This is a genomic window from Sinorhizobium sp. BJ1, assembly GCF_002531555.1.
Classification (GTDB): Bacteria; Pseudomonadota; Alphaproteobacteria; order Rhizobiales; family Rhizobiaceae; genus Sinorhizobium; species Sinorhizobium fredii_B.
On sequence record NZ_NWTH01000016.1, the window covers coordinates 43,335 to 65,584 of the forward strand.

Here is a 22,250-nt window from a genome sequence, read left to right on the forward strand (position 1 = left end):
CGCTGCAAAGAATCTACCCAAAGTAGATTTGAAACTAATCAGAGGAAAATCAAAGTTGGCAGGAGGTGGCAAGAGGATTGGCGCTGGTCGGCCCAAGGCCGCAGCTACGCGGAAGACAAAGGAAATCGCGGACCGTGCATCAGCCGAGGGCCTGACGCTGTCATGTTGTAGGCGATGCATCACTTCGATTTGCACTCGGTCGCCAGGACCAAATCTCGCTTTTCGCCGCCCACGTCAGGTGCAAGGGCTTTATCCAACATCCGAACGCAAGTTTGGAAGTCGTTCTCTTTCGTGTGAATAGCGGAACTGAGCATCGCGAAGCCCAGCAAAATTGACACTGGGACCGCAATATCTCGCATCCTATCCTCCCAAGGTTGACCATGCCAGGCCTGAAAAACGCCAGGCACGAGAAGTTCGCCCAGGCGCTCGCCAAGGGCTTGACCGCTACGGATGCATACACGGCAGCCGGGTACAAGGGGACAGGACCGCCGCGTCGCGGTTGTCAACAAATGTCAACGTATGTCAATGCGTCGCTGAGATCAGCGCGAGAGTGGCCGAGAAAGCCGAATGGACGGCCGCTGACAGGCTTCTCGCCCTCAAGGGCATCTTCCACAATGCCGCCGACGGTGATCCTCGCGTCGCAATCTCTGCCATAGCCGAGGCGAACAAGATGCAGGGAAGTTATGCCCCTACCAAGCGGGAACTCACCGGACCGAACGGCGGCCCAATCCAAACCGTCGACCTGACCAACGCAACGGGAGAGCAGCTCAATGCACTCGAAGCCATCTTTGGCCCGCTTGCCAGCGCCGGCGAAGATGATGAGGGCTATCCGGGCGGAGAGGGCGAGGAGAGCGGCAACCCTTGAAAGGGAGAGGATCGCCAAGAATGCGGAGCGCATACGGGCGCGCTGCCAAAGCTTGGCAGGGTTCGTCCGTGAAGCATGGCACGTCATTGAGCCGTCTATCCCGTATGTGCATGGCTGGCACATCGATGCGATCTGCGCACATCTCCGGACGCTACACCGCGAAAACCTCGCGGCGGCCGGGCGCATGAGAGTGCGGCTCGAAGATATTGCAGAGCGCGTCGACGCGATCCGCGACGATTTCACATCGACAACTTGAAACCGCCTGATTGCTCGGCTTTCAGTATCCGCGCCCGGACTTTCGAGAGGACCCTATCTTCGGCCGAAATCCCACGCGGCGACTTCTCGGTCGCCGAAGCCAGCGGCTTGACGATCGGAACACCGTGGATTCCGTGTTGTTTGCCGTCGACAAACTTCCGGACTGCTCCGATTCCAGCCTGCGCCAGCGCCTGGAGTTCGCGATCATCCATTGTTAGTAAGGTTGCCCGAATGTCCTTCCGCAGCCCGCCCAGATCGATCGTCGATCGCGCCGGCGGCAGCGCCTTGGCATACTTGATAACGGTATTGACGCCGGCCCGATCGAGCGTGTGAACGGCAGCCTGGCGCTTCCGGGACTCTTCGAACTCGTCGAGGAGCTGAATCCCAGACGTCTGCGGCTCGAAATATGGGTTCGGACGGCCGCCTCCACCGCTACCGAACACCAACCTGAATGGCCAGCGGATCAACTGCTCGCCCCAATGCAGCACGCCCAGCATCCCTTTCCAAAGTCCGGCCACTGCTGCCAACAGAATTCTTCCGATTGCTCTCAACATGCTTGTCCCCCTCGCCAGTGTTGGATGCCGATCATCAGGACACCGAATGCAAGTCGCAACGGGCTTAACTTCCTGCGGGGACAGACCAAGACCTTCCATTGCCGACAATTGCTAAACTGCCCGGTGCTGCATCCATAACCAGGGGGAGCGGATGGCGGGCACGACATTGAAGAAGAACTGAAGACCGAAGATGAGTGGGAGGAGATGCCATTTGTCGAGCTTGACATTCGATTTTTCGGCAGACGACTCGATCGACGACATGACGCGGGTCGTCGATTTGGTCCCGCCGAAAACAAAGTTGGCGGATGTCGTCCAGCAATTGGAGGCGTACCGCGCAAGCGAAGAGGTCGTGATGGAGAAGGGCCGAGCGATGCCTTCGGCTGCGGCACGGCCGCGTTCGACCCGGTACTGGCGGTGTGTTGGCGCCCGTGCCATCATACCGTCATCAGGGAGGGGGCTTCATGACACAGTCCGAGGATATCCTCGTATTCGAACCACACGGGCATGGTCTCAGGTCGGAAGGCAAGATCGACGGCATCACCGTTGTCGTGATCACCAAGAACAAGCACCACACGCACACCAATGACGACATCTACACGGTCCACGTGCTCGCCGAGGAGCTTGATCAGCGCTTCAGGAGGATCGAAGAGGCCAGGGATGCCGCCCGAACCGCTTTCGCCGCACGCGCGTCGTCAGCGCTGACGGACGACACGATCACTTTGGTAATGGGTGCGATCGGTCCTCGCCCCTTCCATACCGGCCACTTCATCGACAGCCTCGGCACCACTCGCCCCGATCTGTGGAGGGCGCTGATCGCCCGCTATGGTGAAGGGGGGCAAGGTGCCGGCACGCACTACTCCGCCTTTTCGGCGGTGGCTCACGCGCTGGACCGGGCGGCGAGTAGGGGCGTGCTCGACAAGCTGGAAGACTATTTCCCTGCGCCGCCCGACCTAAACTGGGGCAGCCCAGTAATTCGGTACTGGACCGGACCTGGCGGCTTCTTGGATCAGCCGTACCCAGACGAGCCCTCCTTGGAGGCCACCTATCCCGAGGGCGCCGTCATTGAGGTCAAAGTTAACCGCTATGAGAGAAGCAGGGGCGCCCGCGCGGCCTGCATCAGCCACTACGGCGCCCTCTGTCAGGGATGCGGCATGGACTTCGTGGCACGCTACGGTGAGCGTGGGCGGGACTTCATGCACGTGCATCACCTGCTTCCGCTCAAGCAGATCAAGAAGGCTTACAAGGTCGATCCGATCGCCCACCTCAGGCCCATCTGCCCGAACTGCCACGCAATGATCCACCGGCGCGAGCCGATGCTGTCCATCGAGGAGTTGCGGGCCATCGTAAGATGAGAGGCCGAGTGGAGGACCAGAGCAGGCGGCGGACCTCGTCGGTGGTCTCGGGCTGGTCGCCGCCGCGATCATCCTCTTCGCACTAATGGCGAGGTGAGGGGCAGTGACATCTGAGTGGTTTGCAAGCAGCAATTACCCGTTTGGGCCGCTGGCGGAGGCGTTCAGCCACCGTTTCGTGAGTTCCTGAAAGCAGACTGTCAGCTTAGACAGCCAATTACGGCCGCAACCAACCCTCGATAAGCCAGACCGGCTACCGAAGCTTGAGCCGCGCCAGCACTCGCCGTCAATAATTTCGCGCGAAATGCCGTAGAGGCTTTCGTCAGACGAGAACGCCAGGGCGAGCTTGTCGAATTGACGTAGCCCTGACCAACAACGCCCGACTGTCGAGATACCCCTGGCTTGTGGGCGAAACGGTATGACAAGTTGTGGTAGGGAAGCGCGAGCTTATCATTGTGATCGCCTATTCCATTTCGATCGACGAAAGGTCGAGCAAGTGCCGAATATAAACATCGATAATGACACGGTCCGAGCGTCTCGTGCTGGTCATACTTTTCACGAGAGGTGGGCGGCCCGCCGCGCGTTGCAGCTTCTCTTTCCGAGCGACGGTCTCAACGCAATGGCGGTGGAGGGAATCTCGCATACGGAGACCGGTAACCCCGGGCAACGCGCAGAAGAAGTCGCGGACCTGATATTTTATTATGGTACCGGCGATAACTTCAAAACCTGCACGAAGCTTGAGACCGTGCAGTTCAAGTACAAGGTCGATGAAGGAGCCGTTACGGCTGCTTACTTGAAGAAAACCATCGAGAAGTTCGCTGATACAATCATCGGCTATGAAGAAAAATTCTCTGCGGCACAAGTGGATGCCAAGGTGTCCTTTATCTTCGTCACCAATGCCGCCTTCAATGACTCTCTGTGGGAGGCGATCGCTGCAGTAATAGATGGCTGCACCCCCTCAGACCGGGGCGCGGCTACGCAGGCCAAAAATCTCCGGCGCTGGTGTAAAGATCGCAAGCTTTCTGATCCTGCAAGACTTTTCAGTCGGACTGTGTTCAAGGCGGGCGAGGAAGGTCTCGCTGGTCAGGATAGCGCCCTGAAGCGAACGCTAACGGACTGGTCAGCGGGCGAAGACATAGAAGCTAGGGCCCGGCTTTTCGAGTTGCAAAACCTCGTCGTGAAGAAGGCTGGGCCTTCCGGCCAAGGCAACAATCTCATCCGCCGCGAAGATGTTTTGCATGCGCTCGATTGCGAGGTCGAAGATCTGTTTCCGGCCGAGGAACACTTTGCCCCTGTCGGCGAGGTAATCCAGCGAGAAGAGCTCGCTATGGCGGCCGATCTTGTGAAAGGCCGCCTTCCCGTCTTCGTGCATGCAGACGGCGGCGTAGGAAAGACGGTCTTCGTTCAGAGCCTGGCCGCAATGATGATGAATGAATTCGAAGTGGTCGTCTTCGACTGCTTTGGCGGCGGCTCATATCGATCTGACAATCACTCACGCCACCTGCCGCGGATCGGTCTCCTCCAGATCGTCAACGAGCTTGCCGCGAAGACCCTGTGTGATCCGATTCTGCCGAGCGGAGACGACAGCCGGAAAATTGTACGCGCTGCACGACGGCGACTAGCACAGGCGGCGAAGGCGGTACGGACGCAATCCAAGAAGCATGGTCTCCTTCTCCTCGTCGACGCCGCGGACAATGCGCAGCTGGAAGCCGATACCCGGGGGGAAAAGTCTTTTGCAAAATTGCTACTTGAAGCCGTCGACGAAGAACCCATCGAAGGCGTCAGCCTTCTTCTCACGGCGCGTCCTTACCGAAAGGCGGGTGTCATAGGCCGCACGAGAGTGACGGAGATCGAGCTCGGTCCATTTACCGAGCCAGAGGCTCGAGCGTTCTTAGCGGCTCGAAAGCCTGACGCCCCCGCCATAGAGATAACGACGGCTTTGGCCCGTTCAGGGCGAAATCCCCGCGTACTCGACTATCTTGTCCAGACCTGGGACACCAACGTTGTACCAGGCAATGCGGCAGCGACCATCACCGTTCCGGAAATCATCGCACAGCGCTGCGCCAAGATCACTGGCGAGCTCCACACTGCCGGATGGCCCGATGCAGAGGTCGTTGAATTCTTTGTAGCGATTTCCCTTCTGCCTCCCCCAATCCCGCTCGACGAACTTGCCTTGGCGCTTGGTTGGTCGATCTCGCACGTGAGGACTGCCGCATCCGATCTTGCGCCTATGCTGGAGATGACCTCGCATGGGGCCATCTTCCGTGATGAACCCACAGAGGCTTACGTCAGAGAGACATACTCGCAGCAATCAGCGGCGCAGCGAGCCATTGCTGACCGACTTCTCGCCGTTCAGTCGACCTCGGCATATGCGGCCGAGGCTCTCCCACACTTTCTTGTTGTCATCAAAGACAGCGACCGTGCCTTTGCCCTTGCCAATTCCACGAGTTTTCCGACGTCGGTTCAATCGGACTTCGGAAAGCGTCGCCTCACTCTAGCCCGGCTCCGCTCAGCGTTTCGCTTGGCAACAGACGAGAGTGACTTTGATCGCCTTATGGGTCTCAGCATGCGGCTGGCCCAGGTCACGACAGCCAATCTACGCGGCGATGAGTTCATCAGGCGGTCGCCGGAATTGGCCATTCTCTTGGGCGATGCCGAGTCCTATCGCCGCCTTGTCGCTGATCGTGCAGGCTGGAGAGGTGCGAAGAGCGCGCGCCTAACGATTGCCCATCACTTCGCCGGCGACGAAGACGAAGCAGAAATCCAGTATGAGAACACAGTCCGGTGGATCAACTGGCACGTCAAACAGCCGCGCGACCGAACGGAGCCGAACCCGTCTGGTCCTGACACGACCGACTATGCAGCGATCCTGCTGCACAACGTTATTGGCGGCGCCTTCGAAAACATCGATCGCAACCTCTGCCGATGGAACGATCGTTTCTCCTTCTCCGTGTGCACGGAATTGCTACGACTGCTCGAGCGTTTCGACTTAAAGATCCTGGCGGGCCTTGTGACGTTTGCGGCTGGCGACAAGTGTCAGTCGAAGATGCTCAAGCTTCGACTGCTTTCCCTTCCGCAGTTGCTCAACCGAAAGCAGACCAACCTGCTTGCCGCTGGGATTGGAACGCCATCTCCTATAGAGGACGATGACAGTGAGAGCTTCTCACTCCAGCCGCCCAAGAGTGGCACCGGCGAGATCGTGAGGGCCGCACTGACCGCGCTCGTTTCCAGCTCTCGGGCAACTGCCGCCACTATCATAGGCAGTGTCGTCGTCGATCGCCCCTCCGCCTACGACTACAGTGCGCGGCATGGCTACTCTCGCGCATGGGGACCAATTCGCCACGCGGCTATTCGCACATGGTCGTCAGGTAAACAGCTGCAGTTCCACCATCTGCTGCCGCGTGACGTGAAGATCGACAAGCAGTCAAAGGCGGTCTCATCCAAAGCCGAAGCGAGAAAATTTCTCAAGAGCCTCACTGAACCTAAGCCTCCCTCCAAGCTGAAAAAAGGAGAGAAAAAGGGTCTTCAGGCGAAGTTCAGCGACAGGGAAGCGGACGAGATCAGTGAAGGTATCGAGCTCGCGCTGTCGCTGCTTCGGCCGATAGAGGAAGCAGTACTTTCCCGAAAGGGGATTACTGAAGCTACAGTCGCTGCCTTCATGTCGGTTTGGAGCAAGTCGTTGCGTAACAATGTGCACTGGCAGGCCGAGCGATCTGCGGATTTGCTCGCACGCACAGCCGGTCTTGGTTGCCTCAACATCTTGCTCACACACGCTCAAAAGATTGCTACCGCGCAGGCCGAGGAAATCGCAACGACGCTTTCCAGCGGCCGCTTTTCTGTCTCCCAGAAAATCGATGTGCTGACAGAGCTTGCCCGAAACAGCGAGCTCCATGAGGCCGCGGGCCGGTTCGCGCAAACGATCGCTGAGCAAATCCGCCAGGACGACAACATCGGCCAGCGCGGAGAATACTATGCCGATCTAGCTGCCGCGCTCATACCGATGAGCGTCGATGAGGCCAGGGAGTACTACCGACAAGGCTTGGCGCAATTGGATCAGATGGGCGGAGAGAGCTACGACCAGATCTATTCACTGCTCCATTTTGCGGCGGTCCAAAGCGGCGGTTTCCTCGCGCCTCAACTCGGCCAACGATTGATGAACCTTTGCCAGACGATTGTGTCAAGCGATTCGAGCAAGTTCGGGTGGACCTTGTTTGCGCGAGCTGCCGCCAAGTCCATCGGCTTTCCGGCTGTCATGAAGCTCGTTCGATGGCACGATCAGGATGTCGCCCAGCTCTCCTACGGTTTGCCACAGCTTGCCTGCTTCCTTGCTGAGAACCGGCATCTCGACCCACGCCGTGCGGCATTTATACTGACAATCTGTGAAGACCATGGCTGGTGGGACTGGCGGTCCGGCGAGGCAGTCTCACAGCTGCTCCAAATGTCGACCGCTGCGGATCAGGAGCGCATCTTCTCCACGATCCTGGAGAAGCTCAAAATTGAGCATCCGTTCGGCGGGTGGCCGAGACTCTGGGAGGGCTACCTTGCGACAGCATCGAAGTTCCCAAATCTCATCACACTCGGCGAGAAGGCAGAGCTCGAAGAGCTAAGGGCCGAATCACAGAGGAAGCAGGATGAGTTCAACGACCGGAACAACTCATCGCCTGACTTCCTGGTAAAAGCCGCTCCCAAACCAACCGAAGCCGAAGTCGAGAATCGCATTACTGAATGGGTTGCTGACTGTGACGTTTCTAGCGCCCCGTCGATCGATCGCGCACTCAAAGAAATTGAACTCGCACAGGGGCTCCCATACAACATTCGTCGGCGCTTCATCCTGGCCCTTCGCATGGCCTGTCCCTATGTGGAGCGACTATCCTTTCTGCTCGCGATTATCGATTCCACAGAGATTGGATACGCCCAGTCGCTCGATATTGTTTCGGAGTGTATCGCAGCGTGGAAGGGCTCGTCCGCACACCTGGTCTCCCAAACCGGATTGCTAGCCAAACGCCTTTTCGAGACGAAGGGCATCGAGCTGTTCGAGGGACAGTTCTCCAGTGTCTCGCGTGGAATTCGCGAGCTTTCTGACTTCTGCGGTGATAGCCGGTTAGTGTTGGAGCTTCTCATTCGCAAGGTAGCGGCGGATGAAGTTGAACTCGACGGTGATCAGTGGCTTCAGCTTGCGACTGTCCTTTGTGATGTAGCATCGGGGGCAGCGAGCCTTGACGCCCTAGAGTTGATCTTGGCAGGGCCGGCGTCTCGTATCGCTGATGAGATCGGCGAAGGGCCCTTGCGCCCGGAGCAAATGCAAAGCTCAAGTGAAACAGACTTGCTCGCCGACGTGCTTTGGCACCTTCTTGGCGATAGCGATGCGTACGTGCGTTGGACGGCCGCGAGAGGCATCAGCGCTTTGGTGCGCCTCGGGCTGATGACCGACATAGATCAGCTGCTTGCTCGGTTTAATCTCAGAAGCATCCCAGCACTTGCATCGACCGACCACCCTCTTTCGTTTCAAAACTCCCAGCAGTGGCTGTTGATGGGATTGGCGCGGGCGACATGGCGTGACCCTGGGTCGCTAGTAAGTCTCCGGCCCAAACTTCTCGAGCTAGCGAAAAGAGAGGACATTCACGTCCTTAACAAGACGCATCTCGTGCGGGCACTCCGAAATAGCGACGGTGGCTTGCAAGATGTCGAATTGGCAGCATTGCAGGCCGCAATCGACCAGCCCCCGAAGGGTTTTGTCGTGAGCGGATCCTACGCCTCTGACACCGACCCTGAGACGACGTTTGCTTTCGACTACGACTTCACCAAGACCGAAATCTCGGATCTGGCACGCCGGTTCAACATTCCCCAGTCGAGCGTCGTAGAGGTGATGGGTCATGAGATCGCTCGCCTTTGGCCAGAAGCGACTTCTATGGATTCCTTCCCGGGTCGGTCACGTTATCAGTGGGATTTAAGTGATCGCCATGAGTTTTATCGGGAGCATATTCAGAAGCACGCATTGCTGAGCGCCGGTACCACTCTTTCTAAGAGGCTCCCATTGGTCATCAGAACCTACGAGGTTGATGAGGAATCATCCTGGATAGAGTGGCGCAATCGCCACGACGTAACCTTCGACGACGGCTCTTGGTTGTCGGACAGGAAAGATCGACTCCCATACCAAGCTAGGGATAATTTGCTCGGCAAAAGGAAAGACCGACAAGACACACTGCAGGACCAAGACACGGTCCTTCGCAAATTGGGTGTTCTTGCTCCTGCAGAGGGCGCACTTTTACCGATCTATGGTAGGTGGACCTCGCCCGACGGCGTGACGGTAAGAATCACATCGGCGCTCACACACCAAAAGGGTGCGATTGGCCGCTGCAGGGATTTTGCCAAGCGGCCGGCTGGCGACTTTTGGCTTCCTGAGTTTTGGGATGGAGGCTACTATGATCGCCACTATCGGCGGGAGAGTCCATTCGCTCCGTTCATCTGGGTGCCTGAGCGAAGTGGTCTTGGTGTTGACGAAGGCGATGAATTGGCCGCGGAAGGTCCGGCGATCCGCCCGCGCCTCGGGATTGACCTCACCACAGACCTTGGTCTCTACCAGAAAACGGACTCGACCGATTGGTTTGCAGCCGACGACACGCTGGCGTTGCGGAGTCAGGTTTGGGGCAGATGGAAGCCGGACCCAGATCAGCGGCGTTCCCGTCATCATGATGACGGCGAAATTCTGTGGGCATCTCCCGTTTGGCTAAACCCGACCCTTAGCAGGTCGAAGCTGCGGCTCGTATCCTCCATCACGCTTTGGAAGTATCGATCTGCCAGAGACTACAATGATGCGACCGGCGTGAAATCGGTGCTCGTGGTGCTAAGGGACCTGGACGGCTCATGCAGGATTTGGGAGGCAAAGAAAGCTTCCAACCAAGAGTATTAAAGGCCTTGTCGCGAGGGACATTTGACGAACGCGCCTGTATCCGAGCAGCCGCAGGACATTAGCATTGATCACTTGTGAAAGGCATTTCTCAAGGTTGCAGGGCGGAGTTGCAGTACCGGTTTGAGCGCGGGCCCAACCTCTGCTATGTTCGCTTCGGCCAGTTGCGGACATCGCGGACCAAAGATGTCTGCTTTTGCGGTGGCCGCGGTAGGACCTGCCAGCCCGCTACCGGCCGCAAATCAGTCACTCATCCGGGCCCGAGTCGATGACCAAGTCCTTGACGCCAAGGGTAGGCGCTGAAAGCGCGCCACCATCTCCGAAAACGCGCCTGCCGCGCCACGCGGACATGGTACGCAAGTTCGACAATAATGACCGATTATTGGCAGACCGGACATCGATCTCGGCTGGCTTCCGATAAGGAATGTTATCGGTAGCCAGCGACGGATCAGGGCATGTTAGCGATTTGAACGTAAGAACTCGTAGCTACAAACAATCCATCTTGAAAGCTCCCTTTTCATGGTCTTGTCAGCAAACTAGCAGCACTTGTTTGCGCCGACAGGATGCCTCAGAGTTGACTGCGCTTAATTGCTGTCTTCCGCAAAAGCTGTCGTCGAAAGCGCCGTCACCAGACATGCCGAGTGCCTTCCGAATGGCAGCCCAGGGTGGTGAGCAGAAGTTCAAACCGCAAAAACCTGCTGCCGCTGTCTCGGTAAAGCAGACTTCCACATTTGGAAGGACCAGTCCTCCTTGCACGACTAGCTTTGCAGCGGCGGCGACATTAAACGAATCGCGCCTGCAGCGCTGCACAACGTCCTCGCAGCTTCACGAAGGGAATTCATGACAAGTTCGCCGCCACCGGCTCCAACGCTCCGCAAGATGAAGGCGACGCGTTTCCGCCGGTTGCTCCCGCGGCGTGAACGGCCACAGCGGCACGTACACCCGTGGTTGAGTCCGTGTTATTGATCGTTGTGAAATCACATGTTCGGATAGACCGGGCCTTCGCCCCCTTGCGGCGGCCCCCAGTTGATGTTCTGGTTCGGGTCCTTGATGTCACAGGTCTTGCAATGGACGCAGTTCTGGGCGTTGATGACGAAGGTCGGCTGGCCGTCCTTCTCGACCCATTCGTAGACGCCGGCCGGACAGTAGCGGCTCGACGGGCCGGCATAGACATCATACTCGGAGCGCTTCTGCAGCTCCCAGTCCTTGACCTGCAGGTGGATCGGCTGGTCTTCCTCGTGGTTGGTGTTCGACAGGAACACCGACGAGAGCCGGTCGAAGGTCAAGACGCCATCCGGCTTCGGATAGTCGATTTTCTGGTGCTTGGCCGCCGGTTCGAGGCTCGCCGCATCGGTCTTGCCGTGCTTCAGCGTGCCGAAGAAGGACAAGCCGAACAGCGTATTCGTCCACATGTCGAGGCCGCCGAGCGCGACGCCGATTGCCGTGCCGAAGCGCGACCAGAGCGGCTTGACGTTCCGGACCTTCTTCAGGTCCTGGCCGATGGCGCTGTCGCGCCAGCCGCGCTCGATCTCGATCGGCTCATCATTGGCGCGGCCGGCAGCAATCGCCGCCGCCAGTTTCTCGGCGGCGAGAATGCCCGACAGCACCGCATTGTGGCTGCCCTTGATGCGCGGCACGTTGACGAAGCCGGCCGAGCAGCCGATCAGCGCGCCGCCGGGGAAGGACAGTTTCGGCACCGATTGGTAGCCGCCCTCGGTGATCGCTCGCGCGCCGTAGGAGAGCCGCTTTCCGCCTTCGAAGGTGCCGCGGATCGCCGGGTGCGTCTTGAAGCGCTGGAACTCCTCGAAGGGGTGGAGATAGGGGTTCTTGTAGTTCAGGTGGATGACGAAGCCGACGGCGACGAGATTATCCTCGAGGTGATAAAGGAACGATCCGCCGCCGGTCTTCATGTCGAACGGCCAGCCGAAGGAGTGCTGCACCAGGCCGGGTTTATGGTTCTCCGGCTTCACCTCCCAGAGCTCCTTCAGGCCGATGCCGAATTTCGGCACGTCGCGGCCTTCACCGAGCTTGAATTTGGCGATCAATTGCTTGGCGAGCGAGCCGCGCACACCCTCGCCGATCAGCGTGTACTTGCCGAGGAGCGCCATGCCGCGGGCGTAGTTCGGCCCCGGCTCGCCGCTGCGCTCGATGCCCATGTCGCCGGTGGCAACGCCGATCACGGCGCCCTCGTCGTTGTAGAGCACCTCGGTGGCGGCAAAGCCCGGATAGATCTCGACGCCGAGCGCCTCCGCGTGGGTGGCGAGCCAGCGACAGACATTGCCGAGCGAGACGACATAGTTGCCGTGATTGTTCATCAATGGCGGCATCAGGAAGTTCGGCAGACGGATCGAGCCGGCCGGACCGAGAAAGAGGAAATGGTCGTCGGTGACTTCCGTCTTGAAGGGATGATCCGGCTCGTCACGCCAGCCGGGCAAGAGCCGGTCGATGCCGATCGGGTCGACGACGGCACCGGAGAGGATATGCGCGCCGACTTCGGCGCCCTTCTCGAGCACCACCACCGAGAGCTCCGGATCGACCTGCTTCAGCCGGATCGCCGCCGCAAGCCCGGCAGGCCCCGCGCCGACGATCAGCACGTCGAATTCCATGGTCTCGCGTTCGGGCAATGTATGTTCTGTCATAGCTTTCGGCCGGGTTGGGTTCGTGTCTCAGTAACTGGGGACCGATCGGCCATGCGCACGGCAGGCAGCGCTCAGCGTGTTCGCCATCAGCATCGCGATCGTCATGGGGCCAACGCCACCGGGGACCGGAGTGATCGCACCGGCCCTTTCCACGGCCCCGTCGAAATCCACATCGCCCACGAGCCGAGTCGTGCCGGAAATCGCCTCTCGCACTCCGATCCGATTTATCCCGACGTCGATCACCGTCGCCCCCGGCTTGATCCAATCCGCTCTGACCATTTCAGGATGCCCGACGGCGGCGACAAGGATGTCCGCTTGGCGACAAAGCGCCTCGACGTTTGGCGTCTTGCTGTGCGCAACCGTGACCGTGGAATTGGCGGTCAGCAACAGGTTCGCCATAGGCTTGCCAACTATGTTCGAGCGACCGAGAACGACTGCCTGCAGTCCGGAAAGGTCTTGTCCATGAATCCTTTGAATCAGGATCATGGCGCCGGCGGGAGTGCATGGAACGAACCCGGAGTCGAGCACACCAGTGCCGAGCCTGCCAACATTCATGAAGTGAAAGCCGTCCACGTCCTTCTCCGGCGAGATGGATTGGATAACCTTCCCAGTGTTGATGTGGCCAGGAAGGGGAAGTTGGACGAGAATCCCGTGTACTGAGAGGTCGAAGTTCAAGGATTCGATCACCTCCAGCAACTTCGCCTCGGAAACGTCTTCGGAGAGTTCGTGCTTGATCGAAAGAAAGCCACACTCGTCGGCCTTCTTCGCTTTCGACGCCACATAGACCTGGCTCGCGGGGTCGCTGCCGACGATCACGACCGCAAGCCCAGGCCTTATACCATCGACCGCCAACGAGCACGTATGGGCTTTGACCCTGTCGAGCACGCTTTCCGCGATCTCCTTTCCCGAGATGACCCTACAACCGATTCTGCGCATGTACCGACCTCAAGCGAAGACGACTGTGCGGTGGCCATTGAGCATGACGCGGCACTCAGTGTGCATCTTGACGGCACGCGCAAGGACGCGGCTTTCGATGTCACGGCCGGCGGCGACGAAGTCCTCTGCCGTCATGGCATGGGTGACGCGCTCGGTCTCCTGCTCGATGATCGGTCCTTCGTCCAAGTCGGGCGTGACGTAATGCGAGGTGGCGCCGATTAGCTTCACGCCGCGCTCGAACGCCTGGTGGTAGGGCTTCGCGCCCTTGAAGGAGGGCAGGAAAGAATGATGAATGTTGATGACCTTTCCATAGAGGCGAGTCGACAAGTTGTCGGAAAGCACTTGCATGTAGCGCGCCAGGATGACGAGATCGGCACCGCTGTCGCGGACGAGCTGAAGCAACTGCGCTTCACGCTCTTGCTTGTTCTCTCTGGTTACGGGCCAATGATAGAAGGGAATGCCTTCCTGCTCGGCCGTCCTGGCGCTGTCGTCGTGGTTCGAGACGATCGCCGCTACCTCGGCGTTCAGCCAGCCGACCCTGATCTGGTAGAGCAGGTGAAGCATCGCATGGTCGAACTTCGACACCATGATGATGATCTTCGGCTTGCGGCTGCCATCGACCAAGCTTGCCTTCATCTCAAAGCGGTCGATGACCGGCGTCAGCACTTTTTCAAGCTCGTCCTTCTCGCGTTCCGGCGGGGCCGTGAAGGCGATACGCATGAAGAACCGGTTCGAGCTGCGGTCCCAATACTGGTTGCTTTCCGCGATATTAGCGCCAACCGACGCGAGTTCGGTGGTCACGGCAGCCACGATGCCCGGGCGATCGTCGCAGGAGAGGGTGAGTATGTATGTGTTCGATGACATGGGCGTTCCGTTCAGGAGAGAGCTTTCTGGAGATCGGGCAGAACCTCAAAAAGATCGGCGACAAGGCCATAGTCGGCGACCTGGAAGATTGGTGCCTCCTCGTCCTTGTTAATGGCGACGATCACCTTGGAATCCTTCATGCCGGCGAGGTGCTGGATGGCACCGGAGATGCCGCAGGCGATGTAGAGATCGGGTGCCACCACCTTGCCGGTCTGGCCGACCTGCCAGTCGTTCGGTGCATAGCCGGCATCGACGGCGGCTCGGCTTGCACCGACGGCGGCGCCGAGCTTGTCGGCGACGGGAAGGATCACTTCCTTGAACTTCTCTGCCGAACCGAGCGCCCGGCCGCCGGAGATGATGATTTTCGCCGAGGTCAGCTCCGGGCGGTCTGAAGAGGACAGCGCGTCGGAAACGAACCGCGACAAATTGGAAAAAGCGGCTGCCGTCGGGACCTGTTCGACGGCAGCCGAGTCACCCGCTGAGGCGGGGGGGAAGGACGAGGTGCGGACGGTGATGACTTTCTTCACGTCGGTCGTCTGCACCGTCTGGACGGCGTTGCCGGCATAGATCGGCCGCTTGAAGGTGTCGGCAGAAACGACCTCGATGATCTCCGAGACCTGCGCGACGTCGATGAGCGCCGCAACCCGCGGCATGACGTTCTTGCCGACCGAGGTGGCGGCGGCAATCAGCGTGTCGTAGCTGCCGGCCAGCCCGACGATCAGGGCGGCGAGCGGCTCGGCGAGGTTGTTGGCGAGCGAGGCGTCGTCGGCAACCAGCACCTTGGCGACGCCGGCAAGCCTGGCGGCTTGCTCGGCGACGCCGTTGACGCCTGAGCCGGCAACCAGGATGTGGACGTCGCCGCCGATCTTCGTTGCGGCGGTCAGCGCCTTGGCGGTCTGGTCGGAAAGGTGGTTGTTGTCGTGGTCAGCCAGAAGCAGAATGGCCATGATGAAAATCTCCCTTTCCTGAAACTTAGAGAACGCCGGCTTCGGACTTGAGCTTCTCGACGAGCTCGGCGACCGACTTGACCTTGATGCCGGCCTTGCGGCCGGACGGCTCCTCGGTCTTCAGGACTTTCAGCCGCGGGCTTGTGTCGACGCCGAAGTCGGCGGGGCTCATCTTGTCGAGCGGCTTCTTCTTCGCCTTCATGATGTTCGGCAGCGACGCATAGCGCGGCTCGTTCAGGCGCAGGTCGGTGGTGACCACCGCCGGCAGCTTCAGTTCCACCGTCTGCAGGCCGCCGTCGACCTCGCGGGTGACGGTCGCCTTGCCGTCGCCGATCTCGACCTTCGAGGCGAAGGTGCCCTGGGCCCAGCCGAGCAGCGCCGACAGCATCTGGCCGGTCTGGTTCGAATCGTCGTCGATCGCCTGCTTGCCGACGATGATCAGCCCCGGGGCTTCCGCTTCTGCCACGGCCTTGACGATCTTGGCGACGGCGAGCGGCTCGACCTGGTCGTCGGTCTCGACGAGGATCGCCCGGTCGGCGCCCATGGCCAGCGCGGTTCTCAGCGTCTCCTCGGCCTTGGCCGGGCCGATCGAGACGACGACCACTTCCGAGGCCTTGCCGGCCTCCTTGAGCCGCAGCGCCTCCTCGACGGAGATCTCGTCGAACGGGTTCATCGACATCTTGACGTTGGCAAGCTCGACGCCTGTGCCGTTCGCCTTCACCCGGATCTTGACGTTGAAATCGACTACCCGCTTCACCGTGACTAGGATTTTCATCTGGCAGTTCCCCAATTTTTCGCAAAGTATGGGTGTTCGCGGCACGAGGTGTGCCGCCTTCCCGCGTTTCAATTCACTGTTGGCCTGGGCTCAGCTTGCCTTTTGCAGCCCCACGCCTAGCGCCCCGAGGATTCTCTCCACATCGGCTGCGGTGACGACGAGCGGCGGAGACAGGATGAGATTCGATCCCGAGGTTCTGATCATCACGCCGGCCTCATAGGCTCCTTCATAGACGGCCGCCACCGTGTCCTTGGCGGCTGCAGTCTTCTTCTCTCTGTCTGAGACAAGCTCGATTGCGCACATGAGCCCCTTGCCACGCACATCACCCACGAGTTCGTATCTTTCCTTCAGCGCCCGAAGTCCTGCCAGGAGTTCCTCTCCGCGCGCCGCAGCATTCGCCGCGGTGTTCACTCGCTTCGTCTCTCTGAGCGTCGCGAGCGCTGCCGCAGCTCCGACGGGATGTCCGGAGTAGGTGTAGCCATGGCCGATTGCACCGAACCCGTCTTTGTTGGACTCAAAGGCATCCGCTACTGCTTGCGAAATCATGACAGCGCCGAACGGGAAATAGCCATTCGTGATGGCCTTCGCGGTACACATCAGGTCGGGTCTAACGTTCCAGAGGCGCGAGCCCGTCCACGCCCCAGTGCGGCCGAAGGCGGTGATGACCTCATCCGCGATAAGCAGAATGCCGTGGCGATCACAGATCTCGCGCATCAGCGGCATGAATGACTCGTGAGGCACGATCACGCCGCCAGCACCCAGCACCGGCTCCATGATCAGCGCGGCGATCGTGTCTGCACCCTGGAAGGCGATCTCGTCTTCGAACTGTCGTGCGATGGCCGCAGCGATCTCCGCCGGGTCGTCCGTGTTGAAGGGGTTGCGGTAGGTGTATGGCGCAGCCAGGTGAAACACTCCTGGCAGCAGCGGTTCATAATTGCGGCGGAAACTCGAGTTCCCGTTGACTGACGCGCCGCCGAAATGGGTGCCATGATAACCCTTCTTCAGGGCGACGAATTTAGTGCGTTCGGGCTGTCCGTTCACTTTGTGGTATTGCCGCGCGAGCCGCAGGCAGGTTTCGACCGAGTCGGAGCCTCCGGACGTGAAGAAGGCGCGGGTGAGGCCGTCCTCCTTGAACCACTCGCTCAGTTCATAGGACAGTTCGATCAACGGAGAGTTCGTGGTGCCGCGGAACGCGGAAGAGTAGGGTAGGTCGTTCAATTGATCCGCGATAGCCTTTTTCACCGGGTCGCAGGAGTACCCGAGATTCACATTCCAGAGCCCGCCGACCGCGTCGAGGACCGTGTGGCCATACACGTCGGTTATCTCCACGCCAGAGGCCGACTGGACGATCTTCGGAGGACGCGCGCGCATCTCGGCTGGATGGGCCATCGGATGCCATACGTGGCGAGCATTGTTCTCAACAATGAAATTGGTTTCACGCATTGTCATTCTCCGGTTAAGATGCCCAGCATTCCGCAGACGAGGGCGTAGCTTTCGGAAGGGCGGGTCACGTCGAAGTGGACAGCGTGCATGCCGACACTTCGTGCTCCAGTGATGTTTCGGAGTTGGTCGTCGACGAAGACGCACCGTTCGGCGTCAAGGCCAAGCGCGCTCGTCACGAAGCCATAGGATTGGGGGTCGGGCTTAAGGACCTTGGTGTAGGTAGCGTCTACGATGACGTCGAAGTCTGATAGGAACGGCAGCTTGTCACGAAATCCAGTGCCGTAGAAAAGATCGAGCTCATTCGAAAGGATTGCCAGCTTGCGCCCCGCTTTCTTGGCGGCCCGGATCGCCGCCAAGGCTTCCGGACGGATCATCGCCGACGGGTCGTCGCCCCTGATGCGCTGCAAGAATGTCGGAAGGTCCTTCCATTCTTCGCCTACCAGGCGTCCGGTCTCGGCCGCTCGAATGAACCAGTAGTCGCGCTCGGAAATCTGGTCGTCCTGCATCTCAAGCCATAGGGGATCCGTGGCCGGATCGAACGGCCCCATCCAACCGAGCGTGCCCGCCGGAAGACCAAGAGCCGCCTCGCTCTGCCGATGGGTTTCGAATACAGTTTTTGAGATGACGCCCCCGAAATCGAGGACGAGCGCACTACACCGTGCCGACACCTTCAAGTTCCTTTCTTGCTCTCAAGACCGTGGGGTGTGGTTCCGACCCCAGCGAGCGCGTCGCTTTGATCGCCGCGCGGACTACTTCTCCCGCTATCGCTCGCTCCGTCTCCTCCGACATTCGCGACGCGACCGAGGCCACAGCTACAGTGCCGAGCGAATGCCCCCCGCCACTGAAGATTGGAGCAGCGATGCCGACGACGTCCATCTCGAAGCTCCGCTCTGCTATCGCGTAGCCGCGGACCTTGATTTGCGCGATGCGCTCGCGCAGTTCGGCCGCATTGCGCAACGTAAGCTCCGTGTGCGCTGGAAACTCGCTCGCGGAGAGGGACGCTTCTAGGACCTCGGGGCGGGCGAACGCCAGATAAGCGAGGCCCGAGGCCGTCGCGTGGAACGGGAGCAATTCGGAGGGATCCACGAACACCCGGGTAGGCCTCTGTGGTTCAGCGGTCGCGATTGTAATCAATGCTTCTTCGGCCGCCAGGCTGGCATGCGCCGTTTCCGAAGTTTGCGATGCAAGTCGGTCAACGAATGGCTGCAGGACTGACACGATCGGGAACGTCGCCTCCCTGATCCTCGCGAACCTGAGGACGCTCGCTCCCAGCCTGTATTTCTTGCTGACGTCGTCTTGCTCGATGAACCCATGCTTCATGAGAGAGACCAGAATCCTGAGGGTGGTCGCCTTGTCGAGATCCGCCTCGCGAGCGAGTTGGCTCAGCCCGAACTCTGGCGTAGCCGTCGTGAAAAAGCCCAGCAAGTTGAACGTCTTGTCGACAGTTCTCATAGAGGCCGTGGTTTTCTCAAATGGCGTTGAAGACAAGGGTTTCGCTCCTTCTGTACGGATTACTTGACAGAACTCGGAACATATTGCAAGCTGTTTTGAACTGCTGGTGATAATAACGAACCGATGGCACGAGCAGTCAAGCCAAACTGGGAGTTTGCAAATGCGAAAATCGTTTATGTTGACGCTGATGACTGCGTTCCTCGCAGGGGCAGCCATCGCGCCGGCTGCTCACGCGGAGTACCCTGAGAGACCTGTCACGTTCATCGTTCCCTGGCCGCCCGGCGACATCGAGGACCAGCTTACGCGTGTCATTGCAGAGGAAATGACCAAGGAGACGGGCGTGCCGGCGAAGGTCGTAAACCGTCCCGGCGGCGGGGCCGTCGAAGGAGCTACCGCAGTCGCTCAATCGGATCCGGACGGGTACACGATCGGTTCCTTCGTGATTGACGTACCGACGATGCACATCATCCGCGGGAACGCCACCTACAAGGGCGATACCTTCGAGCCAATAGGCATCTTCCTGACCTATCCTTTTGCGCTCGTCTCCTTGAAGTCAGCGCCATACAAGACCCTCACTGAACTGGCGGACTACGCGAAGAACAACCCGGTCAAGCTCGCGCATTTCGGTTATGATCTTGTGCCTTCGATGGCGACCTTCGCTGCCGCGAAGAGGCTAGGCTTCAAGTTCAGCGCCGACGCGGCCTATGAGATGGTCGACTGCTCGACATTGAAGAACGGCGATGCCGACGTGATGAACACGACCATGGCGCTTGTGCTGGCCTGCAGGGACGAGATCAACGTACTTGCCGCTTACACCGACCAGCCGTTGTCCGTCGCGCCTGATGCCCCTCTTCTTTCATGGGAGGTACCCGGTCTCGATATCACCCTTTGGAACGGCCTGTTCGTCCCCAAGGGCACACCGCAGGAAGTCAAGGACAGGATTGCGGCGATCGCGAAGAAGGCGGTGCTTTCCGACAAGGCGAAGGAAATCGCCGCGCCGTCTGGCGCTGGCGTCTATTGGATGGACGCAGCGCAGTCCGCGGAACGAATCGCCAAGGACTACAAGGAAGCCGAGAAGATCCTCAAGGAAGTCCAGTGACACCGGAAAGGCGTGCTCAGTGGGGTACGCCATCCGGACGGCAACCTTTTCTGGAGTTGAGCGATGACGCGCAGCGGACCGCCCGGAACTGAGAGTGAATTCATCGAGAGCGACTTCGACGAGGTCGTGCCATCTTCCGCAGAAGGACTGGCCGCCATCATATTCTGTGCCATGGCGGTGATTTTGATCGCGGTGGCACCCTTTGCGACCCGACCGCAGCCGAACGACAAAGGATGGTACCTCGCCCCCATCAACTGGCCTCTGCTCAGTCTGGCACTTGCCTTGGTGTCGGGAGCGATCCTGAGTTGGCGATTCTGGAGGGCATACCGCTCCGCGCCTGACCCCGATGCATTTCGACGGGAGTCTCTTTGGGCCTTCGGCGGGATGGCGGCGGCCCTCGAATACAGCGCCTACTTCTGCCTCTATCTCGCAGGTGTGAGCTACCTTGGCTTTGCGATCGCCACGGTTTTGTTCCTGGAGTTCGTCGCGTGGCGCTCTGGTCTCCGTGGGCGCAAGTGGGTCCTGAGGACCCTGACCGTCGCGGTAGGGATTATCGTCATCTTCCGGCTCGGGATCGATCTATGGTTCCCGCTTGCGCCGATCTTCAAAATCCTTCCCGCCTGGGTCGGTAACTCACTCGGGGGCGTCCTGTGATTGACAGCTTTCTCCTTGGACTTGAACATGTCGCGACGTGGCAGGTTCTGCTGGCGCTGATCGCGGGCGCTCTATGCGGCATTGTCGTAGGTGCCATTCCAGGCCTGGAGCCCGCAGGCGCCATGGCCATCCTTCTACCGTTTACGCTGCAGATGGATCCGCTGCCGGGCGTGACGATTCTCCTCGGGGCGTACGGAGGAGCTTGGTACGGCGGCGCTATTCCGGCGATCCTCATCCGCGTGCCGGGCACGCCTGTGAACGTGCTGACGACCTACGATGGCTACCCGATGGCACGAAAGGGGATGGCGCATCGCGCTCTGTCGATCGCGTATTCGTCATCCTTCGTGGGCGGGACGATCAGCGTGCTCGCGCTGGTGCTTCTCGCTCCCTATCTCGCCGCAGTGGCGGAGAGATTCGGTGCTCCTGAATATGCGATGATCTCCGTTCTCGCCCTGGTATCCGTTCTGCTTGCTCACCAGAGCCACGTCGTGGCCGCGCTCATGTCACTCGGCTTCGGAATGTTCCTCGGATCCGTCGGCTTCGAGTCCCCGTTCAACACGCAGAGGTACACGTTCGATCAGCAGTGGCTGCTCGGCGGTGTTCCCATGGTTCCTGTCGTCATAGGACTGTTCGCAATGTCGCAGGCGTTCGTTCTCCTTCAGACGTCGAGCTATCCGGACCTGGGAGGGGAATACGAGAGCCGGAATCGATTCCGCGGGCTGCTGGAGGTGTTCAAGTATCCAAGAACGGTAATCCGGTCGTCCGGTCTGGGGGTCTTCCTCGGACTCCTTCCAGGGATCGGCGAGTTCGGCGCACAGTTCCTCTCCTATTCTTTGGCGCGTCGCTTCTCTAAGAAGCCGGAGGAGTTCGGAAAGGGCTCGCCGGAAGGACTCGTCGCGTCGGAAACCTCCATCAGCGCGTGCACCTCGACAGTGCTTGTTCCGCTGCTTTCACTGGGAATACCGGCTGATCCCCTTATGGCGATGCTGCTCGCCGTGTTCATGATCCACAACATCGTCCCAGGACCGCAGCTCTTTTCCGAGCACCCGGACTTTATTTCCGGTCTCTACATCTCGCTGTTCGTGCTCAACGTGGCCATTCTTGGCATACTGCTCTTCGCGACGAAGTACATCGTAAAGCTTTCCGCCATCAGCCCGCGCATGATCGGAGCAACCATTCTGGTGCTCGCGATGATCGGCTCCTACACACAGAATTACCGCCTCACCGATGCTTTGATCACCGTCGTGTTCGCGGTCATCGGTCGCTTCATGCTGCGCAACGGGATCCCGGCATTTCCGCTGGTTATCGGTCTAGTGTTGGGGCCGATGCTGGAGGTTCGCCTCAAACAGTCACTCAGCCTCTCGAACGGCGATCCAATGATCTTCATCGAGCGTCCGATCGCTGCTGTGCTGCTGGCACTCGCCGTTGGGGCCGTGGCCTTCTTCGCCATTGCCCGCACGAGGAGCGCCAGCTTGCCCGTCGCTGAAGACCACAACCAGAAGGCCTAGATC

The 22,250-nt window shown here is 59.6% G+C and carries 16 protein-coding genes; 6 read left to right on the forward strand and 10 right to left on the reverse strand.

Annotation, left to right across the window (positions count from 1 at the left end; genetic code table 11):
- Positions 1–550 precede the first annotated feature (550 nt).
- A complete protein-coding gene (locus tag CO676_RS19790) occupies positions 551–865 on the forward strand; it encodes a hypothetical protein (RefSeq protein WP_097522319.1) in 315 nt (104 codons plus the stop codon).
- Between the two features lie 239 nt (positions 866–1,104).
- Here CO676_RS19790 and CO676_RS19800 read toward each other — a convergent pair whose 3' ends face one another.
- Together CO676_RS19800 and CO676_RS19805 are read right to left on the reverse strand one after the other, a co-directional pair.
- Positions 1,105–1,647, reverse strand: a complete 543-nt coding sequence (locus CO676_RS19800) for a hypothetical protein (RefSeq protein WP_179875562.1) — start codon at positions 1,645–1,647, stop codon at positions 1,105–1,107.
- Between the two features lie 138 nt (positions 1,648–1,785).
- A complete protein-coding gene (locus tag CO676_RS19805; RefSeq protein ID WP_144340162.1) occupies positions 1,786–2,109 on the reverse strand; it encodes a hypothetical protein in 324 nt (107 codons plus the stop codon).
- 26 nt (positions 2,110–2,135) lie between these two features.
- On the opposite strand from CO676_RS19805, the gene CO676_RS19810 reads away from it, so the two are divergent.
- Both CO676_RS19810 and CO676_RS19815 read left to right on the forward strand, forming a co-directional pair.
- Complete coding sequence (locus CO676_RS19810) at positions 2,136–3,026, forward strand: HNH endonuclease (protein ID WP_097522321.1); 891 nt, start codon at positions 2,136–2,138, stop codon at positions 3,024–3,026.
- Between the two features lie 580 nt (positions 3,027–3,606).
- The gene (locus CO676_RS19815; protein WP_245424366.1) at positions 3,607–9,933 is read left to right on the forward strand and encodes an NACHT domain-containing protein; all 6,327 of its coding nucleotides are present in this window, start codon (positions 3,607–3,609) and stop codon (positions 9,931–9,933) included.
- 974 nt (positions 9,934–10,907) lie between these two features.
- Here CO676_RS19815 and CO676_RS19820 read toward each other — a convergent pair.
- The 8 genes from CO676_RS19820 to CO676_RS19855 all read right to left on the reverse strand — a co-directional run bounded on the left by CO676_RS19820 (position 10,908) and on the right by CO676_RS19855 (position 18,986).
- Positions 10,908–12,569 carry an electron transfer flavoprotein-ubiquinone oxidoreductase gene (locus CO676_RS19820; protein WP_097522323.1) on the reverse strand — a complete coding sequence of 554 codons (1,662 nt, stop codon included), beginning with the start codon at positions 12,567–12,569 and terminating at the stop codon, positions 10,908–10,910.
- Positions 12,570–12,596: 27 nt separating this feature from the next.
- Positions 12,597–13,505 (reverse strand): bifunctional methylenetetrahydrofolate dehydrogenase/methenyltetrahydrofolate cyclohydrolase FolD, encoded by a 909-nt coding sequence (folD, locus tag CO676_RS19825; RefSeq protein ID WP_097522324.1) that lies wholly within the window; start codon positions 13,503–13,505, stop codon positions 12,597–12,599.
- Positions 13,506–13,514: 9 nt separating this feature from the next.
- A complete protein-coding gene (gene purU / locus CO676_RS19830) occupies positions 13,515–14,369 on the reverse strand; it encodes a formyltetrahydrofolate deformylase (protein ID WP_046120168.1) in 855 nt (284 codons plus the stop codon).
- 11 nt (positions 14,370–14,380) lie between these two features.
- Positions 14,381–15,316 (reverse strand): electron transfer flavoprotein subunit alpha/FixB family protein, encoded by a 936-nt coding sequence (locus tag CO676_RS19835; protein ID WP_046120169.1) that lies wholly within the window; start codon positions 15,314–15,316, stop codon positions 14,381–14,383.
- A 25-nt stretch (positions 15,317–15,341) separates the two neighbouring features.
- Positions 15,342–16,091, reverse strand: a complete 750-nt coding sequence (locus tag CO676_RS19840) for an electron transfer flavoprotein subunit beta/FixA family protein (protein WP_046120170.1) — start codon at positions 16,089–16,091, stop codon at positions 15,342–15,344.
- A gap of 90 nt (positions 16,092–16,181) precedes the next feature.
- Positions 16,182–17,534, reverse strand: coding sequence for an aspartate aminotransferase family protein (locus CO676_RS19845; RefSeq protein WP_097522325.1), 1,353 nt, complete (start codon positions 17,532–17,534; stop codon positions 16,182–16,184).
- 2 nt (positions 17,535–17,536) lie between these two features.
- On the reverse strand, positions 17,537–18,202 hold the full coding sequence (locus tag CO676_RS19850; protein WP_097522379.1) for an HAD-IA family hydrolase: 666 nt from the start codon (positions 18,200–18,202) through the stop codon (positions 17,537–17,539).
- Complete coding sequence (locus CO676_RS19855; protein WP_097522326.1) at positions 18,186–18,986, reverse strand: IclR family transcriptional regulator; 801 nt, start codon at positions 18,984–18,986, stop codon at positions 18,186–18,188. The genes CO676_RS19850 and CO676_RS19855 overlap by 17 nt, the downstream gene beginning before the upstream one ends.
- A gap of 160 nt (positions 18,987–19,146) precedes the next feature.
- On the opposite strand from CO676_RS19855, the gene CO676_RS19860 reads away from it, so the two are divergent.
- From CO676_RS19860 to CO676_RS19870, 3 genes are all read left to right on the forward strand, one after another.
- Positions 19,147–20,085 carry a tripartite tricarboxylate transporter substrate binding protein gene (locus tag CO676_RS19860; protein ID WP_097522327.1) on the forward strand — a complete coding sequence of 313 codons (939 nt, stop codon included), beginning with the start codon at positions 19,147–19,149 and terminating at the stop codon, positions 20,083–20,085.
- A gap of 63 nt (positions 20,086–20,148) precedes the next feature.
- The gene (locus tag CO676_RS19865; RefSeq protein WP_097522328.1) at positions 20,149–20,739 is read left to right on the forward strand and encodes a tripartite tricarboxylate transporter TctB family protein; all 591 of its coding nucleotides are present in this window, start codon (positions 20,149–20,151) and stop codon (positions 20,737–20,739) included.
- Positions 20,736–22,247: a tripartite tricarboxylate transporter permease gene (locus CO676_RS19870; protein WP_210202631.1), complete on the forward strand. Its 1,512-nt coding sequence runs from the start codon at positions 20,736–20,738 to the stop codon at positions 22,245–22,247. Before CO676_RS19865 ends, CO676_RS19870 begins: the two co-directional genes overlap by 4 nt.
- Positions 22,248–22,250: the final 3 nt, after the last annotated feature.

What these genes read in the sequence shown, in the direction of transcription:
- CO676_RS19805 (WP_144340162.1), bottom strand. Translation starts at nt 2,109, where the DNA reads ATGGCACGGGCGCCAACACACCGCCAGTACCGGGTCGAACGCGGCCGT.
- CO676_RS19810 (WP_097522321.1), top strand. Translation starts at nt 2,136, where the DNA reads ATGACACAGTCCGAGGATATCCTCGTATTCGAACCACACGGGCATGGT.
- CO676_RS19820 (WP_097522323.1), bottom strand. Translation starts at nt 12,569, where the DNA reads ATGACAGAACATACATTGCCCGAACGCGAGACCATGGAATTCGACGTG.
- folD (WP_097522324.1), bottom strand. Translation starts at nt 13,505, where the DNA reads ATGCGCAGAATCGGTTGTAGGGTCATCTCGGGAAAGGAGATCGCGGAA.
- purU (WP_046120168.1), bottom strand. Translation starts at nt 14,369, where the DNA reads ATGTCATCGAACACATACATACTCACCCTCTCCTGCGACGATCGCCCG.
- CO676_RS19835 (WP_046120169.1), bottom strand. Translation starts at nt 15,316, where the DNA reads ATGGCCATTCTGCTTCTGGCTGACCACGACAACAACCACCTTTCCGAC.
- CO676_RS19840 (WP_046120170.1), bottom strand. Translation starts at nt 16,091, where the DNA reads ATGAAAATCCTAGTCACGGTGAAGCGGGTAGTCGATTTCAACGTCAAG.
- CO676_RS19845 (WP_097522325.1), bottom strand. Translation starts at nt 17,534, where the DNA reads ATGCGTGAAACCAATTTCATTGTTGAGAACAATGCTCGCCACGTATGG.
- CO676_RS19855 (WP_097522326.1), bottom strand. Translation starts at nt 18,986, where the DNA reads ATGAGAACTGTCGACAAGACGTTCAACTTGCTGGGCTTTTTCACGACG.
- CO676_RS19860 (WP_097522327.1), top strand. Translation starts at nt 19,147, where the DNA reads ATGCGAAAATCGTTTATGTTGACGCTGATGACTGCGTTCCTCGCAGGG.
- CO676_RS19865 (WP_097522328.1), top strand. Translation starts at nt 20,149, where the DNA reads ATGACGCGCAGCGGACCGCCCGGAACTGAGAGTGAATTCATCGAGAGC.